Source organism: Lentzea sp. NPDC003310 (assembly GCF_040610935.1).
Taxonomy (GTDB): domain Bacteria; phylum Actinomycetota; class Actinomycetes; order Mycobacteriales; family Pseudonocardiaceae; genus Lentzea.
On the sequence record NZ_JBEXNC010000001.1, the window covers coordinates 470,944 to 486,713 of the forward strand.

At 70.6% G+C, this 15,770-nt stretch carries 16 protein-coding genes; 6 read left to right on the top strand and 10 right to left on the bottom strand.

Features of this window, described 5'->3' with window-relative positions; translation table 11 throughout:
- Positions 1–6: 6 nt before the first annotated feature.
- Together ABZX02_RS02200 and ABZX02_RS02205 are read right to left on the bottom strand one after the other, a co-directional pair.
- Complete coding sequence (locus ABZX02_RS02200; RefSeq protein ID WP_355294265.1) at positions 7–339, bottom strand: hypothetical protein; 333 nt, start codon at positions 337–339, stop codon at positions 7–9.
- A gap of 91 nt (positions 340–430) precedes the next feature.
- Positions 431–1,204 (bottom strand): SGNH/GDSL hydrolase family protein, encoded by a 774-nt coding sequence (locus tag ABZX02_RS02205; RefSeq protein WP_355294266.1) that lies wholly within the window; start codon positions 1,202–1,204, stop codon positions 431–433.
- 89 nt (positions 1,205–1,293) lie between these two features.
- Here ABZX02_RS02205 and ABZX02_RS02210 point away from each other — a divergent pair, with 89 nt between their 5' ends.
- Complete coding sequence (locus tag ABZX02_RS02210; protein ID WP_355294267.1) at positions 1,294–1,797, top strand: helix-turn-helix domain-containing protein; 504 nt, start codon at positions 1,294–1,296, stop codon at positions 1,795–1,797.
- Between the two features lie 32 nt (positions 1,798–1,829).
- On the opposite strand, the gene ABZX02_RS02215 is transcribed toward ABZX02_RS02210, so the two are convergent.
- Positions 1,830–3,005 (bottom strand): epoxide hydrolase family protein, encoded by a 1,176-nt coding sequence (locus tag ABZX02_RS02215; protein WP_355294268.1) that lies wholly within the window; start codon positions 3,003–3,005, stop codon positions 1,830–1,832.
- A gap of 102 nt (positions 3,006–3,107) precedes the next feature.
- Between ABZX02_RS02215 and ABZX02_RS02220 the strand changes: the two genes are divergently transcribed.
- Together ABZX02_RS02220 and ABZX02_RS02225 are read left to right on the top strand one after the other, a co-directional pair.
- Positions 3,108–3,740 (top strand): TetR/AcrR family transcriptional regulator, encoded by a 633-nt coding sequence (locus ABZX02_RS02220; RefSeq protein ID WP_355294269.1) that lies wholly within the window; start codon positions 3,108–3,110, stop codon positions 3,738–3,740.
- Positions 3,737–4,144: a PPOX class F420-dependent oxidoreductase gene (locus ABZX02_RS02225; RefSeq protein WP_355294270.1), complete on the top strand. Its 408-nt coding sequence runs from the start codon at positions 3,737–3,739 to the stop codon at positions 4,142–4,144. The genes ABZX02_RS02220 and ABZX02_RS02225 overlap by 4 nt, the downstream gene beginning before the upstream one ends.
- A gap of 21 nt (positions 4,145–4,165) precedes the next feature.
- Here ABZX02_RS02225 and ABZX02_RS02230 read toward each other — a convergent pair whose 3' ends face one another.
- The 4 genes from ABZX02_RS02230 to ABZX02_RS02245 are packed head-to-tail and all read right to left on the bottom strand — an operon-like array spanning position 4,166 to position 6,597.
- Positions 4,166–4,963, bottom strand: coding sequence for a heavy metal-binding domain-containing protein (locus ABZX02_RS02230; RefSeq protein ID WP_355294271.1), 798 nt, complete (start codon positions 4,961–4,963; stop codon positions 4,166–4,168).
- Positions 4,960–5,763 carry a hypothetical protein gene (locus ABZX02_RS02235; protein ID WP_355294272.1) on the bottom strand — a complete coding sequence of 268 codons (804 nt, stop codon included), beginning with the start codon at positions 5,761–5,763 and terminating at the stop codon, positions 4,960–4,962. Before ABZX02_RS02235 ends, ABZX02_RS02230 begins: the two co-directional genes overlap by 4 nt.
- The gene (locus ABZX02_RS02240; protein WP_355294273.1) at positions 5,760–6,185 is read right to left on the bottom strand and encodes a hypothetical protein; all 426 of its coding nucleotides are present in this window, start codon (positions 6,183–6,185) and stop codon (positions 5,760–5,762) included. Before ABZX02_RS02240 ends, ABZX02_RS02235 begins: the two co-directional genes overlap by 4 nt.
- Positions 6,186–6,243: 58 nt before the next feature.
- On the bottom strand, positions 6,244–6,597 hold the full coding sequence (locus ABZX02_RS02245) for a hypothetical protein (RefSeq protein ID WP_355294274.1): 354 nt from the start codon (positions 6,595–6,597) through the stop codon (positions 6,244–6,246).
- A gap of 213 nt (positions 6,598–6,810) precedes the next feature.
- Between ABZX02_RS02245 and ABZX02_RS02250 the strand changes: the two genes are divergently transcribed.
- Complete coding sequence (locus ABZX02_RS02250) at positions 6,811–7,797, top strand: hypothetical protein (RefSeq protein ID WP_355294275.1); 987 nt, start codon at positions 6,811–6,813, stop codon at positions 7,795–7,797.
- A gap of 144 nt (positions 7,798–7,941) precedes the next feature.
- Here ABZX02_RS02250 and ABZX02_RS02255 read toward each other — a convergent pair whose 3' ends face one another.
- The 3 genes from ABZX02_RS02255 to ABZX02_RS02265 all read right to left on the bottom strand — a co-directional run bounded on the left by ABZX02_RS02255 (position 7,942) and on the right by ABZX02_RS02265 (position 10,673).
- Positions 7,942–8,331 (bottom strand): hypothetical protein, encoded by a 390-nt coding sequence (locus ABZX02_RS02255; protein ID WP_355294276.1) that lies wholly within the window; start codon positions 8,329–8,331, stop codon positions 7,942–7,944.
- 283 nt (positions 8,332–8,614) lie between these two features.
- Positions 8,615–10,090, bottom strand: coding sequence for a serine/threonine-protein kinase (locus ABZX02_RS02260; protein WP_355294277.1), 1,476 nt, complete (start codon positions 10,088–10,090; stop codon positions 8,615–8,617).
- 142 nt (positions 10,091–10,232) lie between these two features.
- Entirely contained in the window at positions 10,233–10,673 is a 441-nt protein-coding gene (locus ABZX02_RS02265; protein WP_355294278.1) for a hypothetical protein, read from the bottom strand.
- Between the two features lie 186 nt (positions 10,674–10,859).
- On the opposite strand from ABZX02_RS02265, the gene ABZX02_RS02270 reads away from it, so the two are divergent.
- Positions 10,860–13,697, top strand: a complete 2,838-nt coding sequence (locus ABZX02_RS02270; protein WP_355294279.1) for a BTAD domain-containing putative transcriptional regulator — start codon at positions 10,860–10,862, stop codon at positions 13,695–13,697.
- A 182-nt stretch (positions 13,698–13,879) separates the two neighbouring features.
- Positions 13,880–15,760: a glycoside hydrolase family 44 protein gene (locus ABZX02_RS02275; RefSeq protein ID WP_355294280.1), complete on the top strand. Its 1,881-nt coding sequence runs from the start codon at positions 13,880–13,882 to the stop codon at positions 15,758–15,760.
- The last annotated feature ends 10 nt before the right edge of the window (positions 15,761–15,770 follow it).

The window sequence follows — 15,770 nt, forward strand, 5'->3', positions numbered from 1 at the left end:
TCCGGCTCAGCCTGCCGTGAGCTTCTCCGCGACCGTGATCTCCAAGGCGCGCAACGCGACGTGCAGGCTGTTGACACCGGCGAGGTCCCGATGCGTGATCATCTCGATCTCGCAGGTGCCCGCGCCGCGCGGATGTGCTGTCAGGCAGCCCTGCTGGTCGTCGCCGCGAATCCAGCGAAGCGTGCGTTCGCCGGCGTCCAGTTCGAGGTCGCAGTCACGCAGCGGCGGAGGCAGCCACGACGCCTCTTGGGATTGGTCGGCGGCGGTGTTGAGGACGATGTCCGCGTCGGCCTGCATCGTCCTCGCGCCACGGCTCTCGTGCGCGTCCTGGCCGCTCACCGTGGACCTGTCCTGTTCGCAGTGGCTTTCATGGGGGCCGAATACCCTTCGGCAGGTCGAGAAAACGCCACGCGTGGCCGATGACGATCGATCAGTCCTGGACGCCGGTCCGGGCGAGGTTCCACGGTCCGCGGGGGAGCTGGGCCGGCAGTGGCCGGCCGCGGTCGGTGCGCAGGATGGTGTAGAGCGAGCGGATCTCGGCCAGCCGTTGCGCCGCGGTCACCGCCGGTCCGGCCGGAGTCCAGGGCGAGCGGGCGCGGCCGAGGAGGAGCTCGGCGAAGCTGTGGGCGATGCCGGCGTGCCCGTGCGTGCCGGGGTGGACGCGGTCGATGGACCACATCCGCGGCGCGTGGGTGCGTTCGTCGTGCCACAGGTCGTGCATGATCGCGCCGTGCTCGGCGGCGATCGTGCGCACGTGGTCGTTGACGATCTCGAACCGCGAGCGCGTCGCCTGGTGCAGGCGCGCGGGTCCCGGCCAGCGGCGGGTGATGTCCGGCAGGGTCGCCATGACCACCCGTGTGCCGGTGTCGCTCAGGGCCGCCACCGTCTGCCGCAGCACGCGGCCCACCGCGTCGCCGTCGAAGCCGTGGCGGTCGAACGCGTCGTTGGCGCCGACCATGACGCTCGCCAGATCGGGTTTCAGTCGCAGTGCCTGCTCGAGCTGGTGCTGCAGGACGTGCTGGGCGTGCCACCCGCGGACGGCGAGGTTGTCGTAGCGCAGGCCGGGCCACGCGTGGTCGAGCTCGCCGGCCAGGACGTCGGCCCAGCCGCGCAGCGTGCCGTCGAGCCGGGGGTCGCCGACCCCCTCGGTGAGGCTGTCACCGAGCGCCACGAACCGCCGCACGGGCTGAGTACCGTTAACCATACCCAGCACGGTAGCGGACCCGTCCGGCCCGCCGCACGACAGCGGCTCTTGCGGACGCCGCGTGCCGGGGCATGTGACACAGTGCGCGCATGCAGCAGGACCCGACCGAGGCCGCGGACGCGGTGTGGGACCGCGACGCGTGGCTCCTGGAACCGGACTCCGTGCAACGGGCGCTCGACGTGCTCGTGCCGCGCAGCGCCGGGCAGGTCGTCCGGGAGGCGTTCTACGGCATCCGGCGCTTCGACGACTTCCGCCGCCACACGGGCCTGACCCCGGGCGTGCTGTCCGCGCGCCTGCGCGACCTGACGGACCAGGGCATCCTGACCAAGGTCGCCTACCACGACACCGGATCACGCGGCCGCCACGAGTACCGCCTCACCGACAAGGGGCGGGACCTGGCCACCGCGATCATCAGCCTGCTGAACTGGGCCGACCGCTGGCTGCCGACTCCCGACGGACCCACGGTCGTGCTAACCCACCACGGGTGCGGTGCGCCGATCCGGACCGAGATCCGCTGCGCGCACGACCACCGCGTGGACAGTCTCGGTGACATCCAAGCCGCCCCTGGACCTGGCGCCGGCGCGCGGGAGTGACCGCCCGCGGCCTGATGTCCTGTGTGGACACCTCACGACCCGGAGCTCCGCAGTGAGCGGAAGGTCTTGCGGATCTCCTGGGTGAGGACCTCCGGTTGCTCGAGCGCGGCGAAGTGGCCGCCGCGGTCGAGCCGGGCGTAGTGCGACACCGTCTCGTAGCGGCGTTCGAGCCATCGCCGCGACGCCTGCACGGCCTCGCCGGGGAAGATGCTGAACCCGGCGGGGACGGGGTTCGGCTGCCCGGTCGGCGCGGCGCCGACGAAGTCCTCCTCCCAGTACAGCCGAGCGGAGGACGCGGCGGCGTTGGGCAGCCAGTAGAGCATCACGTCGTCGAGGATGTCGTCGCGGTCGATGACGGACTCGGGATCGCCGCCGCTGTCGGTGACGTCCTGGAAGAGCGTGTAGATCCAGGCGGCGAGCCCGGCCGGCGAGTCCGCGAGCGAGTACCCGATCGTCTGCGGCCGCGTGGCCTGCTCCCGGGCGTAGGCGCTCTGCCGGTCCTGGTAGTGCCGGGCGCGAGCGATCATCCGGCGTTCGTCCTCGGTGGCCTCGTCCCGTTCCTGCGCGGTGGGGAACACCAACGGCAGGGTGAAGTGCGCGCCCAGGCACGACTCGGGCGCCTTGCGGGTGATCTGCTCCACGACGGCCGCGCCCCAGTCGCCGCCTTGGGCGAAGAAGCTGCCGTAGCCCAGGCGTCGTACGAGCGTGATCCACGCGTCGGCGATGCGCGAGGTGTTCCAGCCTGTCGTGGTCGGCTTGCCGGAGAAGCCGAAGCCCGGCATCGACGGGATCACCAGGTGGAACGCGTCCCGGGCGTCGCCGCCGTGCGCGACCGGGTCGGTCAGCGGGCCCGCTAGGCGGCGGAACTCGAGGATCGAGCCGGGCCAGCCGTGGCACAGCAGCAGCGGGACCGCTTCCGGCTCGGCCGACCTGACGTGCAGGAAGTGGATGTCGATCCCGTCGATCGCGGTGCGGAACGAGCCGAGGCCGTTGATGTCCCGCTCGGCGCGCCGCCAGTCGTACCCGGTGGCCCAGTGCTCGCACAGGTCCCGGATCCGGTCCAACCGCGGTCCCTGGCGGTGGTCGGGAACGGTCTCGCGGTCCGGCCACCGGGTCGCGGTCAGGCGGCTCCTCAGGTCGACCAGATCGGCGTCGGGCACGGAGATCGGGAACGGTTCCACCGCGTCGTGAGCAGGGGTGAAGGACACAGGATCGCTCCGTCGGTAGGGGAGGGGAGGCCGTGATCGTAGGCAGAAGTGGAAGAAGTCTTCAACTTGGAATTTCTCTTCCGCTTGGCTACGGTCGTGCTCGTGCCGGACACCTCTCCACCTCTGCGCCGCGACGCCGAGCGCAACCGCCAGTTGTTGCTGCGGACCGCCGGTGAGCTCATGGCCTCGCAAGGGCTGGACGTCTCGTACGAGGACATCGCGCGGGCCGCGGGCACCGGGATGGGCACGGTGTACCGCCGCTTCCCCGAGCGGCAGGACCTGCTGAACGCCCTGTTCAGCGACCACATCGAGACCGTGACCGATCTCGCCGCGCAGGCTTCGCGCAACGACGACGCGTGGGCCGGGCTCGCCTGGTTCCTCGAACGACAGCTCGAGATCGAGGCGCAGAGCCGCGGGCTGGGGGAGCTGCTCCGCAGCCGCCACCAGGCCACCGAACTGGTGCAACGCGCGCACGAGCAGATGACGCCACTGGTCGCCGGACTCGTCGACCGCGCCGTCCGGGCGGGACAGCTGCCGGCCGGTGCGACCCCCTCGGACTTCGCCGCGGTGCACGTGATGGTGGGCAGCGTCATGGACGCCACCCGCGAGCACGCTCCTCAGCTGTGGCGTCGCGCCCTGCGGATCGCCTTGACGGGCCTGCGGCACGCCGAACTGTCCGGCGACCAGCCGGACGAGTCGGTCATCGACCACCTGTACAACGACCAGACGAGATGAAGGCCAACCCCATGACGGCTCTGTCCGACGACCTGATCGACGTCCTCAACGCCAACGCCATCTGCTTCGTGTCCACGCTCATGCCGGACGGGTCGCCGCAGATCTCGCAGACCTGGGCGGGCACCGACGGTGTGCACGTGCTCGTCAACACGGTCGACACCCACCAGAAGACCCGCAACGTCCGGCGCGACCAGCGGGTGGCCCTCGGCATCGCCGACCCCGCCGCCCCGTCGCGCTACTGGGCTCTGCGCGGCAGCGTCGTGGACATCACCGAGGACGGCGCTCGCGAGCACATCGACGAGTTGTCCGAGAAGTACCTCGGCCGGCCCTACCCCGGTTTCGGCGGCGGCGCGCAGCAACGCGTCGTCCTCACCATCAAGGTCGACCGCGTGCACACCCCCTGATCAACCGCGTACGCGCCTCGGTCAGGAGTCCAGGCCCAGCACGAGCTGCGGTGTCGGGATCGTGTGGTCGTCGCGGATCGGCCGCACCGCCGTCCCCACCGCGAAGAACTCCGTGACGTGACCGGACCAGCTGTGCTTGTCCTGCAGCAGCTGCACGCCGACGATGCCCTCCGCCTTCAGCGCCGCCGCTTCCGCCTGCATCCGCTCCATGGCGAGCTCCCTCGCCGAGTACAGGCCCTGGGTGTAGTCGGGCAGCTCGGCGTTGCGTCCCAGGTTCTTCACGACAGCGCCGACGTTCTGATGCGCGACGTGGTAGACGCACGTGCCCATCACCATGCCCGACGGCGCGTACCCGGCCTGCAGCAACGTCCAGAAGTCCTGCCCGGACAGGTCCGAGGTGAACGGCTTTCCCGCGTGGTTGCGCCAGTTCCCGTCGTCCTCCGCCTTCACCGCGGTGCCGATGGCGCTGAACTCGGCGATGTGCGCACCCCACTCCTTGAACTCGACCTTGAGGCGCACGCCGACGATGCCGTCCGCGCCGAGCACGTCCGCCTCGGCCTGCATGCGGGTCATCGCGAGCTCTCGCGCGTGGTACATCGCCTGCGAGAGCACGTCGAGCTCCTGGTTGGCGTTCCAGCGCCGGAACTGCGTGCCGACGTGGTAGATCGAGACTCCCAGCACCAGGCCGAGCGGCCGGAAACCCGCCTGCCGCACGAGCAGGAACTCGTTGACCGACAGGTCGGAGGTGAAGATCCCCCTGCCGGTCGGGTGGAGCTGGCGGAGTCTCTTCATCGCCTCGGTGGACAGCTCGACGCTCATCCGGTTCCCCCCTCGTGCAACGGCATGATGGTCAACGGGGCGGCGACGGGCGTGCCGAACCGCACGATCGCCGTCGCCGAGAACACCGCCTCCGCGTAGAGGTCACGTCCGTGCAGCTCCCGCTCGCCCTGCCTCGGCGGCGACCACGGCCATTCCACTCTCAGCGTGGTGTCCTTCGGGCCGATCCTGTTCAGCCAGCAATGCGGTTCACGCACCCGCACGGCCGCCTGCCCCAGCACCACGCCGTCGGCGAACTGCCGTTTGCAGTCGATGCGCAGATGCTCTCGTGCGCGTTGTTGGACGTCCCGCACGACCGCGCTGTGCAGCGGCAGCTCGCGGTTGGCCAGCGTCGTCCCGATCGAGCGCGGCAGTTCGAGGTGGTGCACGGCGACCGCGGCGATCCCGAGCGCGAGACCACAGGGAACCCAGCCGCTGTGCACCAGCTTGGCGAAGTCGCGTCCATCGAGGTCCGTCAGGAACGGCATCCGCGGCCGCACGTCGCCGTCCGCACGCACGGCGACACCGGTGACGCTCACCTCCGTGGCACGGCCGGCCACTTCCTGCTCGGTCACCCGGATGCCGATGACGCCGTCCGCGTCCTGCGACATCCTCCTCAGCCGGGCGAGCGCGTCGTCCACTGCGGAAGTGAGCGCTTCTTCCTGTGTCCGCGCGGGTTTCACGGTCGGGCCGCAGTCCAGCCGACCGATCGCCGCGCGCCGCACGTGGTTGCCGAAGACCGGGCCGAGCGGGGTGAAGCCGGCGGACCGCAACGCCTGGTGGTCCGCCGCGCTCAGCTTCACGGCAGGTCCGGCAACGTGATGCGGCGCAACAGCTCCGCGGCCTCGGCGTGGTGCGCGGCGTACACCGCCAACGCGTCCGCGAGCTCGTGGGACCACGTGTCGATCCTGACCTCCGAGGTGCTCAGCACGATGCCGCGCGACTCGTGGACGATCTGCGCGTGCACCGGGGAGCCGACCGACTTCCGGTGCAACGTGAACCGGCGATCACCCAGGTGGACGGTCACGGCGAGCACCGGGCCGTCGCCCCGGCGCAGCACACCGGTCTTCCGCCGCACCTCGACCATGTCCGGCGGCAACGCACCCGACAGGGTGTTCGCGAGGAAGCCCGCGTACAGCGCCAGATCCGCACTGTGCGTCCGCAAGCTCGCGGCCAGCGTCTCCACATCCCAGTCCGGCACCCTGCCCCCAGCGCGGATCGACATCTCGGGATCATCATCAGCCGCCACACCGACGAGGTACAACCTCCGTGCGGCGGCTGGTTCAGCGTCCGAACGAGACGTTGCCGTGGATGTTGCGGGCTTGGACGACGGGACCGGTGACGTTGCCGGTGACCTGGTTGGTGACCCCGCGGGACGTGGCGGTCTGGCCGGCGCGCGTGGCGGTGAAGGCGGCGATCAGCTCCTCGCGGAACCGGGGGTCCTCCTTCGCGGCCGAGGTCAGGTACGCGGCCAGGGAGCCGACCTCGGGTGAGTCGGCGGGCTGGCCCTCCACGGCTTCCAGCGCCGCCACAGCGGAACGGCGCTCACCGAACTTGCGCTGGACCAGTTCGTGGAGCGAGGTCATCCCCTTGCCCGCCAGGGCTGCGGCGATGGAGATCAGGACTTCTTCCGGCATGGAGGTCTCCTGGCTGTCGTGCGGGTCGTTTGCCACCGTAGCAACGAGCGCCCCCGAGTAGTGGCGGGACCGATCGGCTCACCACAGCGCTTCGGGACATGCTCGACCGCTTCTAAGTGTCCCAGCGACGAATGTCACGGTTCGGATTTTTGCGCTGAGTCCGAATAAACGTCGTCTAAGCTCACCGCCCGGGGGCCAACGATCATGGGGGAAATGGCGATGCCGAGAGCGCTGCCGATTGCGATCATTGTGACCACGTTGTTCGTTTCCGCGTGTGGTGCTGCGAGCGACAAGAGCGTCGTGTCGTCGTCGACGACCGCGAGCCAGCCGCCGACGCCTTCCGCGGCCACGCCGGACAGCGACTACGCGGCGATTCCGCGGACGAACATCTTGTTGCGCCCGCCGACCGGAATGCGGGTCGACGCGAGCCTGCCGGGTCTGAGCCGGGGTGCGGGGTCTCGCACGTCGGTCCTCGTCATCAAGCAGCCGGTCAAGGGCAAGTCGCCGCAGGACGCGTTGACCGAGATCGCGGACGCGTTCCGCGGGGACAAGGCCACAGCGCAAGGGCTCGACATGGGGGAGGTCCGGAACCTGACGGTGGCCGATCGCCCTGCCGTCGCGGTGAGCGGGACCCAGCAGGCGGGTGGTGCGACCTTCGCCAAGGCGTTCGTCGTGGTGGCGGCGGGCGACGAGATCGTCATGATGAACGGCTCCATCGAGCAGGGCGACCCGCTGACGGCCGACGCGCTTCTCGAGGTGCTGGCCGGCGCGAGGTGGAGCGAGACGGTCGCGCCGGGTGGCTTCGGCTTCGACCTCACCGCGGCACCCGGCTACCAGCGCGGCGGGGGCAGTGGCGCGATCACCTTCGTCCTCGGCGAAGGTACCGATGCGGCCAAGTTGATCGCCGCGCCCTCGATCGGGGCGGCGGCGGTTCCCGCCGACCGGCGCCGCCAGGCCGCGACCGAGCGATTCGCCACACTGCCGCATTCGCCCTCGCTCCAGTCGACGCAGGAAGTGCAGATCGCCGGCAAGCCCGGTTTCGAGCTCACGGGACGAACCGGCGAAGGCAGGACTGTCTACGCCGTAATGCTGTTCACCGATTCCGGTTACATTCTGCTGACCGGAGATTTCGATCCGGCCAAGCACTCGGATCAACTTCCCGCGTTCCGCGCCATGGCTCAATCAATCGTTCTTCAGTGAGAACTCGTGCGACCTGTCGTTCGGGTCGATGGTGAAACCGATGGCCCTGTGACCGTCCACGGCTGAAGCGGTGGACGGTCACAGGTTGCTGGGATCGCGCCCATCGGTCGCAGGATCATCCACCACCGGTGGCGCGGAGGTGGGTCAGGCCCGGTCGTACTGCGTGGGCCCCACGACCGCGGTGCAGCAGCCCGGATTCGCCCATCCCTGCGCCACGAGGTTCCACGTGACCCGCACGCCTTCGGTGAAGTCGTAGTTGCAGGTCTTGGAGGTGTTGTCGCCCTTGCTGTTCACGCATTCGCCGGTGACCGCCCCGGCTTGCCAGAACACGACGGCAGCCCGGCCATCGGCTTCGTCGTCCCAGACCGTGAACGAGTCGCCGTTGCTCGTGAACGTCGCGTGCGCGAGCCGGTTCGGCCAGGTTCCGTAGACGTTGCTGCTGGAGTCGGCCATCGCGGGCGCGGCCATGACGGCGGACAGTGCCACCGCCACGACTGCGGTCACCCCGAACTTCTGCGACAGACGCAAGATCATCACTCCTGACCCGGATTCCGTTCGACTGGACAACTGTGTAGTCGACGGATCCGATCATTGGATGAATGGTCTGAACGTACGTACCGCGACGTCCATCAGGACGGCTCGAGCAGTCAGGTCTGATCGCGATGGCCACACGGACATGGCAGCTCAGACGGTGGTGCGGGGGTGGCCGTTGAGCGTGAAGGCGGTCGGTTCGCTGCGCGCCATGCCGGGCTCGACCGCGAGCACCGCGTAGTCGGTGCCGTCCGCCAGGTGGAGTGGGAGCAGCAGTGCTGACGGCTCAGAACGCGATCGTGCAGTTCACCACGCTGTACTTGCCCGGGACCACGTCGCGCCACCGGCGGTTCCACTTGCCACCCGCCTCGGCACAGAGCTGCGGCGCCTTCTCCTGCGCGTCGGCGTCGTCCGCGATCACACCGCGGGCGTCGATGTCCAGAACGCGCTTGGTGGTCGGCTCGAACACGAACGAGCACGTCACCATGCTGTACTCGCCCTCGGTCTGGCCGGGGGTGAACCACGCGACGTTGAACTTCCCGCCCACCTGCTCGCAGATGCCCGGCCCCTTCGCCTGTGCCTCGTCGTTGCCGAACAGCGGGCCACCGGCGGGGATGGTCAGCAGCCGCGTCGTGGTCTGGACGGTGGAGGACGGCGTCGCGGAGGGCGGCGTGGTGGAGGCGGAAGTGGACGGGGTGGATGCAGTGGACGTCCACGACCGGAACTGCGGGTACAGCACGACGACCGACGCCACCACGGCTAGCAGGACGAGCGCCGCGATCCCGAAGCGCCATCCGCCGAGCGTGCGCCGGGGACCGACCGGGCCAGGAGCGGGTTCCGGCAGCAGCCGGGTGTGGTGCGGTGCCACCACCGGGACGTCCGGTCTCCTCACCGGGACGAACGGTCGCGGGCCGGCGAGGGCCGTGCGCGCCGCTGTCGCCAGTGCCCCGGCGGTGGGGTGGCGGTGCCGGGGGTCCTTGGCCAGCGCGCGGGTGACGACCTCGTCCAGTCCGGGCGGGAGACCGGGGCGGAGGGCGCTGGGACGTGGTGGCGCGGTGTTGAGGTGGGCGAACATCATCGCCAGGTTGTTCTCGCCGGGGAAGGGCAACTGCCCGGTGAGGAGCTGGTGGAGCACGCACCCCAGGGCGTAGATGTCCACGGACCGCTGGAAGGCGTCCCTGCCCGGGACCGGTTGGAACCGCTCGGGCGCCGTGTAGGCGGGACTGCCGAGCACGGAGTCGGTGGTGACGGTCTCGAGCGAGTTGTGGACGATGCCGAAGTCGATGAGGTAGGCGAACTCGTCCGCGCCCGCTCCGGCGACGATCACGTTGGAGGGCTTGACGTCGCGGTGGATCAGGTTCTCGGCGTGCGCGGCGTCGAGCGCCGCGCCGATCTGCCCGACGATGTGCACCGCGCGCGCCGGGTCCAGCGGCCCTTCCCGGCGCAGGAGCGAGCCCAGGTCGAGGCCGTCGACCAGACGCATGTCGATGAACAGCTGGCCGTCGATCTCCCCGAAGTCGTGGATCGGGATGATGTGCGGCTCGCGCAGGCGGGCGGCCACCTGGGACTCGCGTCGGAACCGGGCCTGGTACCCCGTGTCGGAGGCGAGCCCGACCGGCAGGAGCTTCACGGCGACGGTGCGTTCCTTGACAGTGTCGTAGGCGCGGTAGACCTCGCCCATCCCGCCTCGGCCCAGCAGTGACTCCAACCGGTACGGACCGAACATTCCGGTCGCCGAACCGGAACCGCCGGGATCGATCACTGTGCAGACCCTCCGGGAGTCGCCGTTCAGGCGAACGAATCCGGCCACACGCTACCAGTCGGGTGAACGACCACTGCTCGGAGTTCGGCGGGATCGGCACCACCCCTCGGGTGCCGATCCCGCCGCGGTCACCGTGGTGCGATCACGGGTAGAAGACCGTGCCGTACGCGCGGACGTAGGCGCCACCGAGGTAGGAGGGCTCGATGAAGAAGCGGTACGTGCCGCCGCCGGTGTTCCAGGTCAGGTTGCGCGGGTGCGCGCAGGTGGCCGTCTTCATGCCCTGGCTGGACCAGCCGATGCCGTTCCACCTGTCCAGGCGGATCCTCACCGGGTCGCAGGCGTTGTTGTTGATGCGGTAGGCGCGGTCGACCCTGATCGTCGTGACACCGCCGGCGTTCGAGGTCCACTGCCGGGAGTCCAGGCAGCAGGCGATCTGGGCCTCCCAGCCGAACTGACCCGCGAGCGCGCCGATCTCCTCGGTCTTCGGTTGCGCCGAGGCCGTTCCCGTCACGCCGGCGAGCATGAGCGCCCCGAACGTGAGAATGCCCGCGACCACCGCCGCGAAGCGATACCTGAATGACATAAGGATTTCGTCCTCTCCGGAACTCGTGGACTCCACATGCGACCGTGGGGTGCAGGCCCGTGTCGGCCGGACGTTCGCTGGCCGGCTGCGCCTCTCGGTCGTGTGGAATCCACGTTTTCAGCCCGGAGTTCAGCAGCTGCCCAATCTCCGTTGAACCGCCTGGGTGCGTTGGGTACACAGGGTTTCGTGACGGAGAGCGTGCGGCGCGGCCCACGGCAGATCGTGATCGGGACACTGGGCAATCTGGAGGTTCGTGCCGCGGGCGCACCCGTCGTGGTCGGGCACGCGCGGCAGAAGGCCGTGCTGGCGGTGCTGGCGATCGAGGCCGGCCGGGTGGTGCCGCCGGACCGGCTGATCGACCGGGTCTGGGGTGGCCGCGCGCCTGCCCGCGCCCGGTCGGTGCTGCGGACGTACGTGTCCCAGCTGCGTCGTGCGCTGGACGCGACGGGGGCGACGATCACCTGGCGCGACACCGGCTACCTGGTGGACATCACGCCCGAGCACGTGGATCTGCACTGCTTCCGCGGCCTGCTCGCCGAAGCGCGTGACAGTGGCGACCCCCGGAGTGCCTTGGCGCTGGCCGACGAGGCGTTGGCGTTGTGGCGCGGCGAGCCGCTGGCGGAGCTCGACACCCCGTGGGCGCGGGCGACACGGGAGCACCTGCACCAGGAGCGGGCCGCCGCCTGGGCCGACCGGGTCGACTGGGCGCTCGAGTGTGGCCGGCACGCCGAGCTGCTGCCGGACCTGACCGCGCGGACAGCGGACGACCCGCTGGACGAACGCCTTGCCGGGCAGGTGATGGTCGCGCTCTCCCGATCCGGCCGCCCGGCCGAGGCTCTGGAGCACTACCAGCGCACACGGCGGCGGCTGACCGAGGAGCTGGGCACCGACCCGGGTCCCGCACTGCAGGAGCTGCACCAGCGCGTCCTCACCACCGACCCCGCCCTGGTGGTCCCTCCCGACCGCCGGCACAACGCGGCAGCGGACAGCCCTCGTCAGCTGCCGGCTCCGCCGACGGCGTTCGTCGGCCGTGACGAGGAGTTGGACCACCTGCACCGCGCACTGGTCGCCTCCGAGGAAGCGACGACGGTGGTGATCTCCGTCCTGGCCGGGGCGGGCGGCATCGGCAAGACCTGGCTGGCGCTGCACTGGGCTCACCGCCACGCCCACCGGTTCCCCGACGGGCAGCTGTTCGTCGACCTCCGCGGGTTCAACCCCATCGGCGACCCGGTCGACCCGGCGGTGGCGGTGCGCGGCTTCCTCGACGCCCTCGGCGCCGATCCCGGCCGCATCCCCGCCGACCTCGACGCCCAGGCGGCGCTGTACCGCAGCCTGGTGGCGCGGAAGCGGATGCTGATCGTGCTGGACAACGCCGCCGGCAGCGACCAGGTCGTCCCGCTGCTGCCCGGCACACCGACGTGCACCGTGCTGGTGACCAGCCGCCGCAAGCTGGCCTCGGTGATCGACCGGCACGGCGCCCGCCACCTGACCCTGGGCGTCCCGGACCGCGCCGAGGCCCGCGCCCTGCTGACCGCGCGCCTGCCCGCCGGCCGCGTCGCCACCGAACCGGCCGCCGTCGACGAGTTGGTGGCGCTGTGCGGTGCCTACCCGCTGGCCCTGGCGATCACCGCCCGCACCGCCGCCACCCGCCCCGCCCTCGCGCTGACCGAGATCGCCGCCGAACTGCGCGCTCTCGGCCTGGAAGCACTCGACCACGACACGGATCCCGCCGCCGGCCTGCCCGCCGTGCTGTCCTGGTCCCTGCGTCACCTCACCGACCACCAGCGCACCGTGTTCGCCCTGCTCGGGATCGCGCCCGGTCCCGACACGACCTCGGCCGCCACCGCCGCCCTCGCCGGTTTGCCCGAGAGCCCCGCGCGCAAAGCACTTGCGGCGCTGGAGGAAGCGTCACTGGTCGAGCGGCAACCAGTTGGCCGGTACGCGATGCACGACTTGATCCGCGCCTACGCCGCCACCACGGCCCAAGACCTGCCCGACGACCTCCGGGAGGCGGCGCTGACGCGGGTGGTCGACTTCCACCTGCACACCGCTCACGCCGCCGACCGCCTGCTGAACCCCGACCGCGAGCTCCTGCACCCCGACCCGCCCGTGCCCGCCGTCCGCCCGCACCCGTTGTCCGACAAGGCGGCCGCGCTCGCCTGGCTGCAGGCCGAGCACCCGACCCTCCTGGCCGTGCAGCGCACCGCGGCCACGCTGGGCCGCCATCACGCCGTCTGGCACCTCGCCTGGGTCCTGGAGAACTTCCACATCCGAAGAGGGCACCTGCGCGACGGGCTCACCGCGTGGCAAACCGCGCTGGAGGCCGCCCCGCACCTGCCCGCCCCTTCGCTCCACATCCGCACGCACCGGCTCCTGGGCCGGGCCTACTCCCGGCTCGGCCGGCACGAGCAGGCCACCGAACACCTGCAGGTGGCCCTGGACCTGGCTGTGCGCCACGACGACCTCGCCGCGCAGGCGAACATCCACCGCACCCTCGCGCTCGCGTGGGGACGGCGGGGAGACGACCGGCGGGCACTGCGGCACGCCCGGCTCGCCCTGGACCTCCACCGCACCATCGGTCAGCCGACGTGGGAAGCCCACGCGCTCAACGCGGTGGGCTGGTACGCCGCGCGCCTGGGGGAGTTCGACACCGCCCGCGACCACTGCCACGCCGCGCTCGACCTGTACCGGCGCCACCGCTACGCCACGGGGGAGGCGGCCACCCTGGACAGCCTCGGCTACATCGCCCACCGCACCGGCGACCACCGGCGCGCCCTCGACCACTACCACCAGGCCCTCACCCTGAACCGCACACTCGGCAACACCTACGAGATCGCGGAGACGCTGGACAGCGCGGGCCACCCCCAGGCCGCTCTCGGACGACACGAGCAGGCCCGCGCGCACTGGCGGGAGGCGTTGGAGCTGTTCCAGGACCAAGGCCGGAGCACCGACGCCCAACGGGTCCAACGGCAACTCGACGACCTCGACGACACCGGACGAACGTCGCCTTCCGAATCCACGTGAACGCGTTTTTCGTTGCCACCACGGCCATTCGAATCGAATGTGGTCGATGCGCCTGCGGGTGACTTGACCCGCGCCTGATTTCGCACCAGCGTCCAGCAAGCGGGGAATTCGGGGCGGTGGCGCGAAAGGAAGACGCCGTGGCGAGAAATCGGCGATTGCGAACGCTTGTGGCTCACGGGGCGGTGGCGTCGCTCGTCGGGGCGGCGCTCACCGGCCAGCCGGCCTGGAGCGCGCCGGCGGCGACCGGTCCCGAACTGGCGGTGGACGTGGCCGCGGCCCGGCACGCGATCAGTCCCGACATCTACGGCCTGAACGGTGGCGATCCGGCGTTCAACGCCGAGATCGGCCAGACGGTGGCCCGCTGGGGCGGCAACGCGTCCAGCCGCTACAACTTCAAGAACCGCACCTACAACACGGGCAGCGACTGGTTCTTCGAGAACATCGTCGCCGACGAGGCGCGTTCCCTCGAAGGCGTGGTCGGCTCGAACCTCGGCCGCGGGATCAAGCCGGTCGTCACCGTGCCCATGATCGGCTGGGTGGCCAAGGACTCGCCCTCCACCCACCCGTTCCACTGCGGGTTCCCGGCGACCCGGTTCCCCCAACAGGACCGGTTCGACGAGTGGGACCCCAACTGCGGCAACGGGGTGCTGAACGGGCTGAACCTCAGCGGCGTGCCCACCGACACGTCGGTGAGGGCGGACGCGGCGTTCGCCGGCGAGATGGTGTCGCACCTCGTGAACCGGTTCGGCACGGCGGCGCAGGGCGGCGTGCCGATCTACGAGCTCGACAACGAACCGGTGCTGTGGGCCCACACCCATCGGGACGTGCATCCCGAACTCGTCTCGTACGACGAGCTCGGCGGCAAGGGCACCGCGACCGCCGCGGCGATCAAGGCCGCCGATCCGAGCGCGGCGGTGCTCGGCCCGTCCGGCTGGGGCTACTGCGAGTGGGTCGCGTCCGGTGTGGACGGTTGTGGACCGGGTGCCGACTCGGCCGCGCACGGCGGGCTCAACCTCTCCCAGTGGTACCTGAAGAACATGAAGGACTTCAGCGACGCCAACGGGGGCAAGCGCTACCTGGACTACTTCGACCAGCACTTCTACCCGCAGATCAGCGGTGACAAGACGCCCGAGGCCAACGCGTTGCGGCTGCGGTCGATCCGGTCGCTGTGGGACCCGACGTACGTCGAGGAGTCGTGGATCGGACCCGGCGGGGTCAACGCGCCGCCGCTGCAGTTCATCCGCACGATGAAGTCGTGGATCGACCAGTACAACCCCGGCACCAAGACCGCGATCACCGAGTACAACTGGGGAGCGCTGGACGACATCAACGGTGCGCTGGCGCAGGCCGACGTCCTGGGCGTCTTCGGGCGGGAGGGCCTCGACCTCGCCACGATGTGGGGCGAGCCCAAGCCGACCGATCCGGGCGCGTACGCGTTCCGGATGTACCGCAACTACGACGGCGCGGGCAGCCGGTTCGGCGACGTCAGCGTGTCGGCGGCCTCCGCCGACCAGGGCCGGTTGTCGGTGTACGCCGCGGAGCGCTCGGCGGACAAGGCGCTGACCGTCATGGTCGTCAACAAGACCGGTGAGGAGCTGACCTCGCCGCTGTCGGTGGCCGGGTTCGACGGCACGGGCGTGGCGCAGCGGTTCACGTACGGCCCAGCCGATTTGGGCGCCATCCTGCGCGGCACCGACCTCCCGGTGGTCGACGGCCGGGTGCAGGCGACGTATCCGGCGAACTCCATCACGCTCCTGGTCCTGCCACCCGCGGGGTGCTCGGCGAGCCTGCAGGTCAACGGAGACTGGAGCAACGGGCACGTCGCGACGGTGACCGTCACCAACCACCGCGCCACGGCGACGGCCGGGTGGCGGGTCAGCTGGACGTGGCCGGCCGGCCAGCGGGTCACGAACTCGTGGAACGCCACCCTGCGGCAGAACGCCACCGGCGTCGTGGCGACAGATGCCGGGTGGAACGGCTCGATCGGAGCGGGTGGCAGCACGACGTTCGGGTTCGAGGCCACCGGGAGAGCAGCCGCACCGAAGCTGACCTGCACATCCTGAACCAGACCAA

Bases quoted from the DNA above. Each gene is read 5' to 3' on its own strand.
- ABZX02_RS02250 (WP_355294275.1), top strand. From the start codon at position 6,811: ATGGCGATGCCGAGAGCGCTGCCGATTGCGATCATTGTGACCACGTTG.
- ABZX02_RS02240 (WP_355294273.1), bottom strand. From the start codon at position 6,185: ATGTCGATCCGCGCTGGGGGCAGGGTGCCGGACTGGGATGTGGAGACG.
- ABZX02_RS02245 (WP_355294274.1), bottom strand. From the start codon at position 6,597: ATGCCGGAAGAAGTCCTGATCTCCATCGCCGCAGCCCTGGCGGGCAAG.
- ABZX02_RS02225 (WP_355294270.1), top strand. From the start codon at position 3,737: ATGAAGGCCAACCCCATGACGGCTCTGTCCGACGACCTGATCGACGTC.
- ABZX02_RS02205 (WP_355294266.1), bottom strand. From the start codon at position 1,204: ATGGTTAACGGTACTCAGCCCGTGCGGCGGTTCGTGGCGCTCGGTGAC.
- ABZX02_RS02255 (WP_355294276.1), bottom strand. From the start codon at position 8,331: ATGATCTTGCGTCTGTCGCAGAAGTTCGGGGTGACCGCAGTCGTGGCG.
- ABZX02_RS02210 (WP_355294267.1), top strand. From the start codon at position 1,294: ATGCAGCAGGACCCGACCGAGGCCGCGGACGCGGTGTGGGACCGCGAC.
- ABZX02_RS02230 (WP_355294271.1), bottom strand. From the start codon at position 4,963: ATGAGCGTCGAGCTGTCCACCGAGGCGATGAAGAGACTCCGCCAGCTC.
- ABZX02_RS02265 (WP_355294278.1), bottom strand. From the start codon at position 10,673: ATGTCATTCAGGTATCGCTTCGCGGCGGTGGTCGCGGGCATTCTCACG.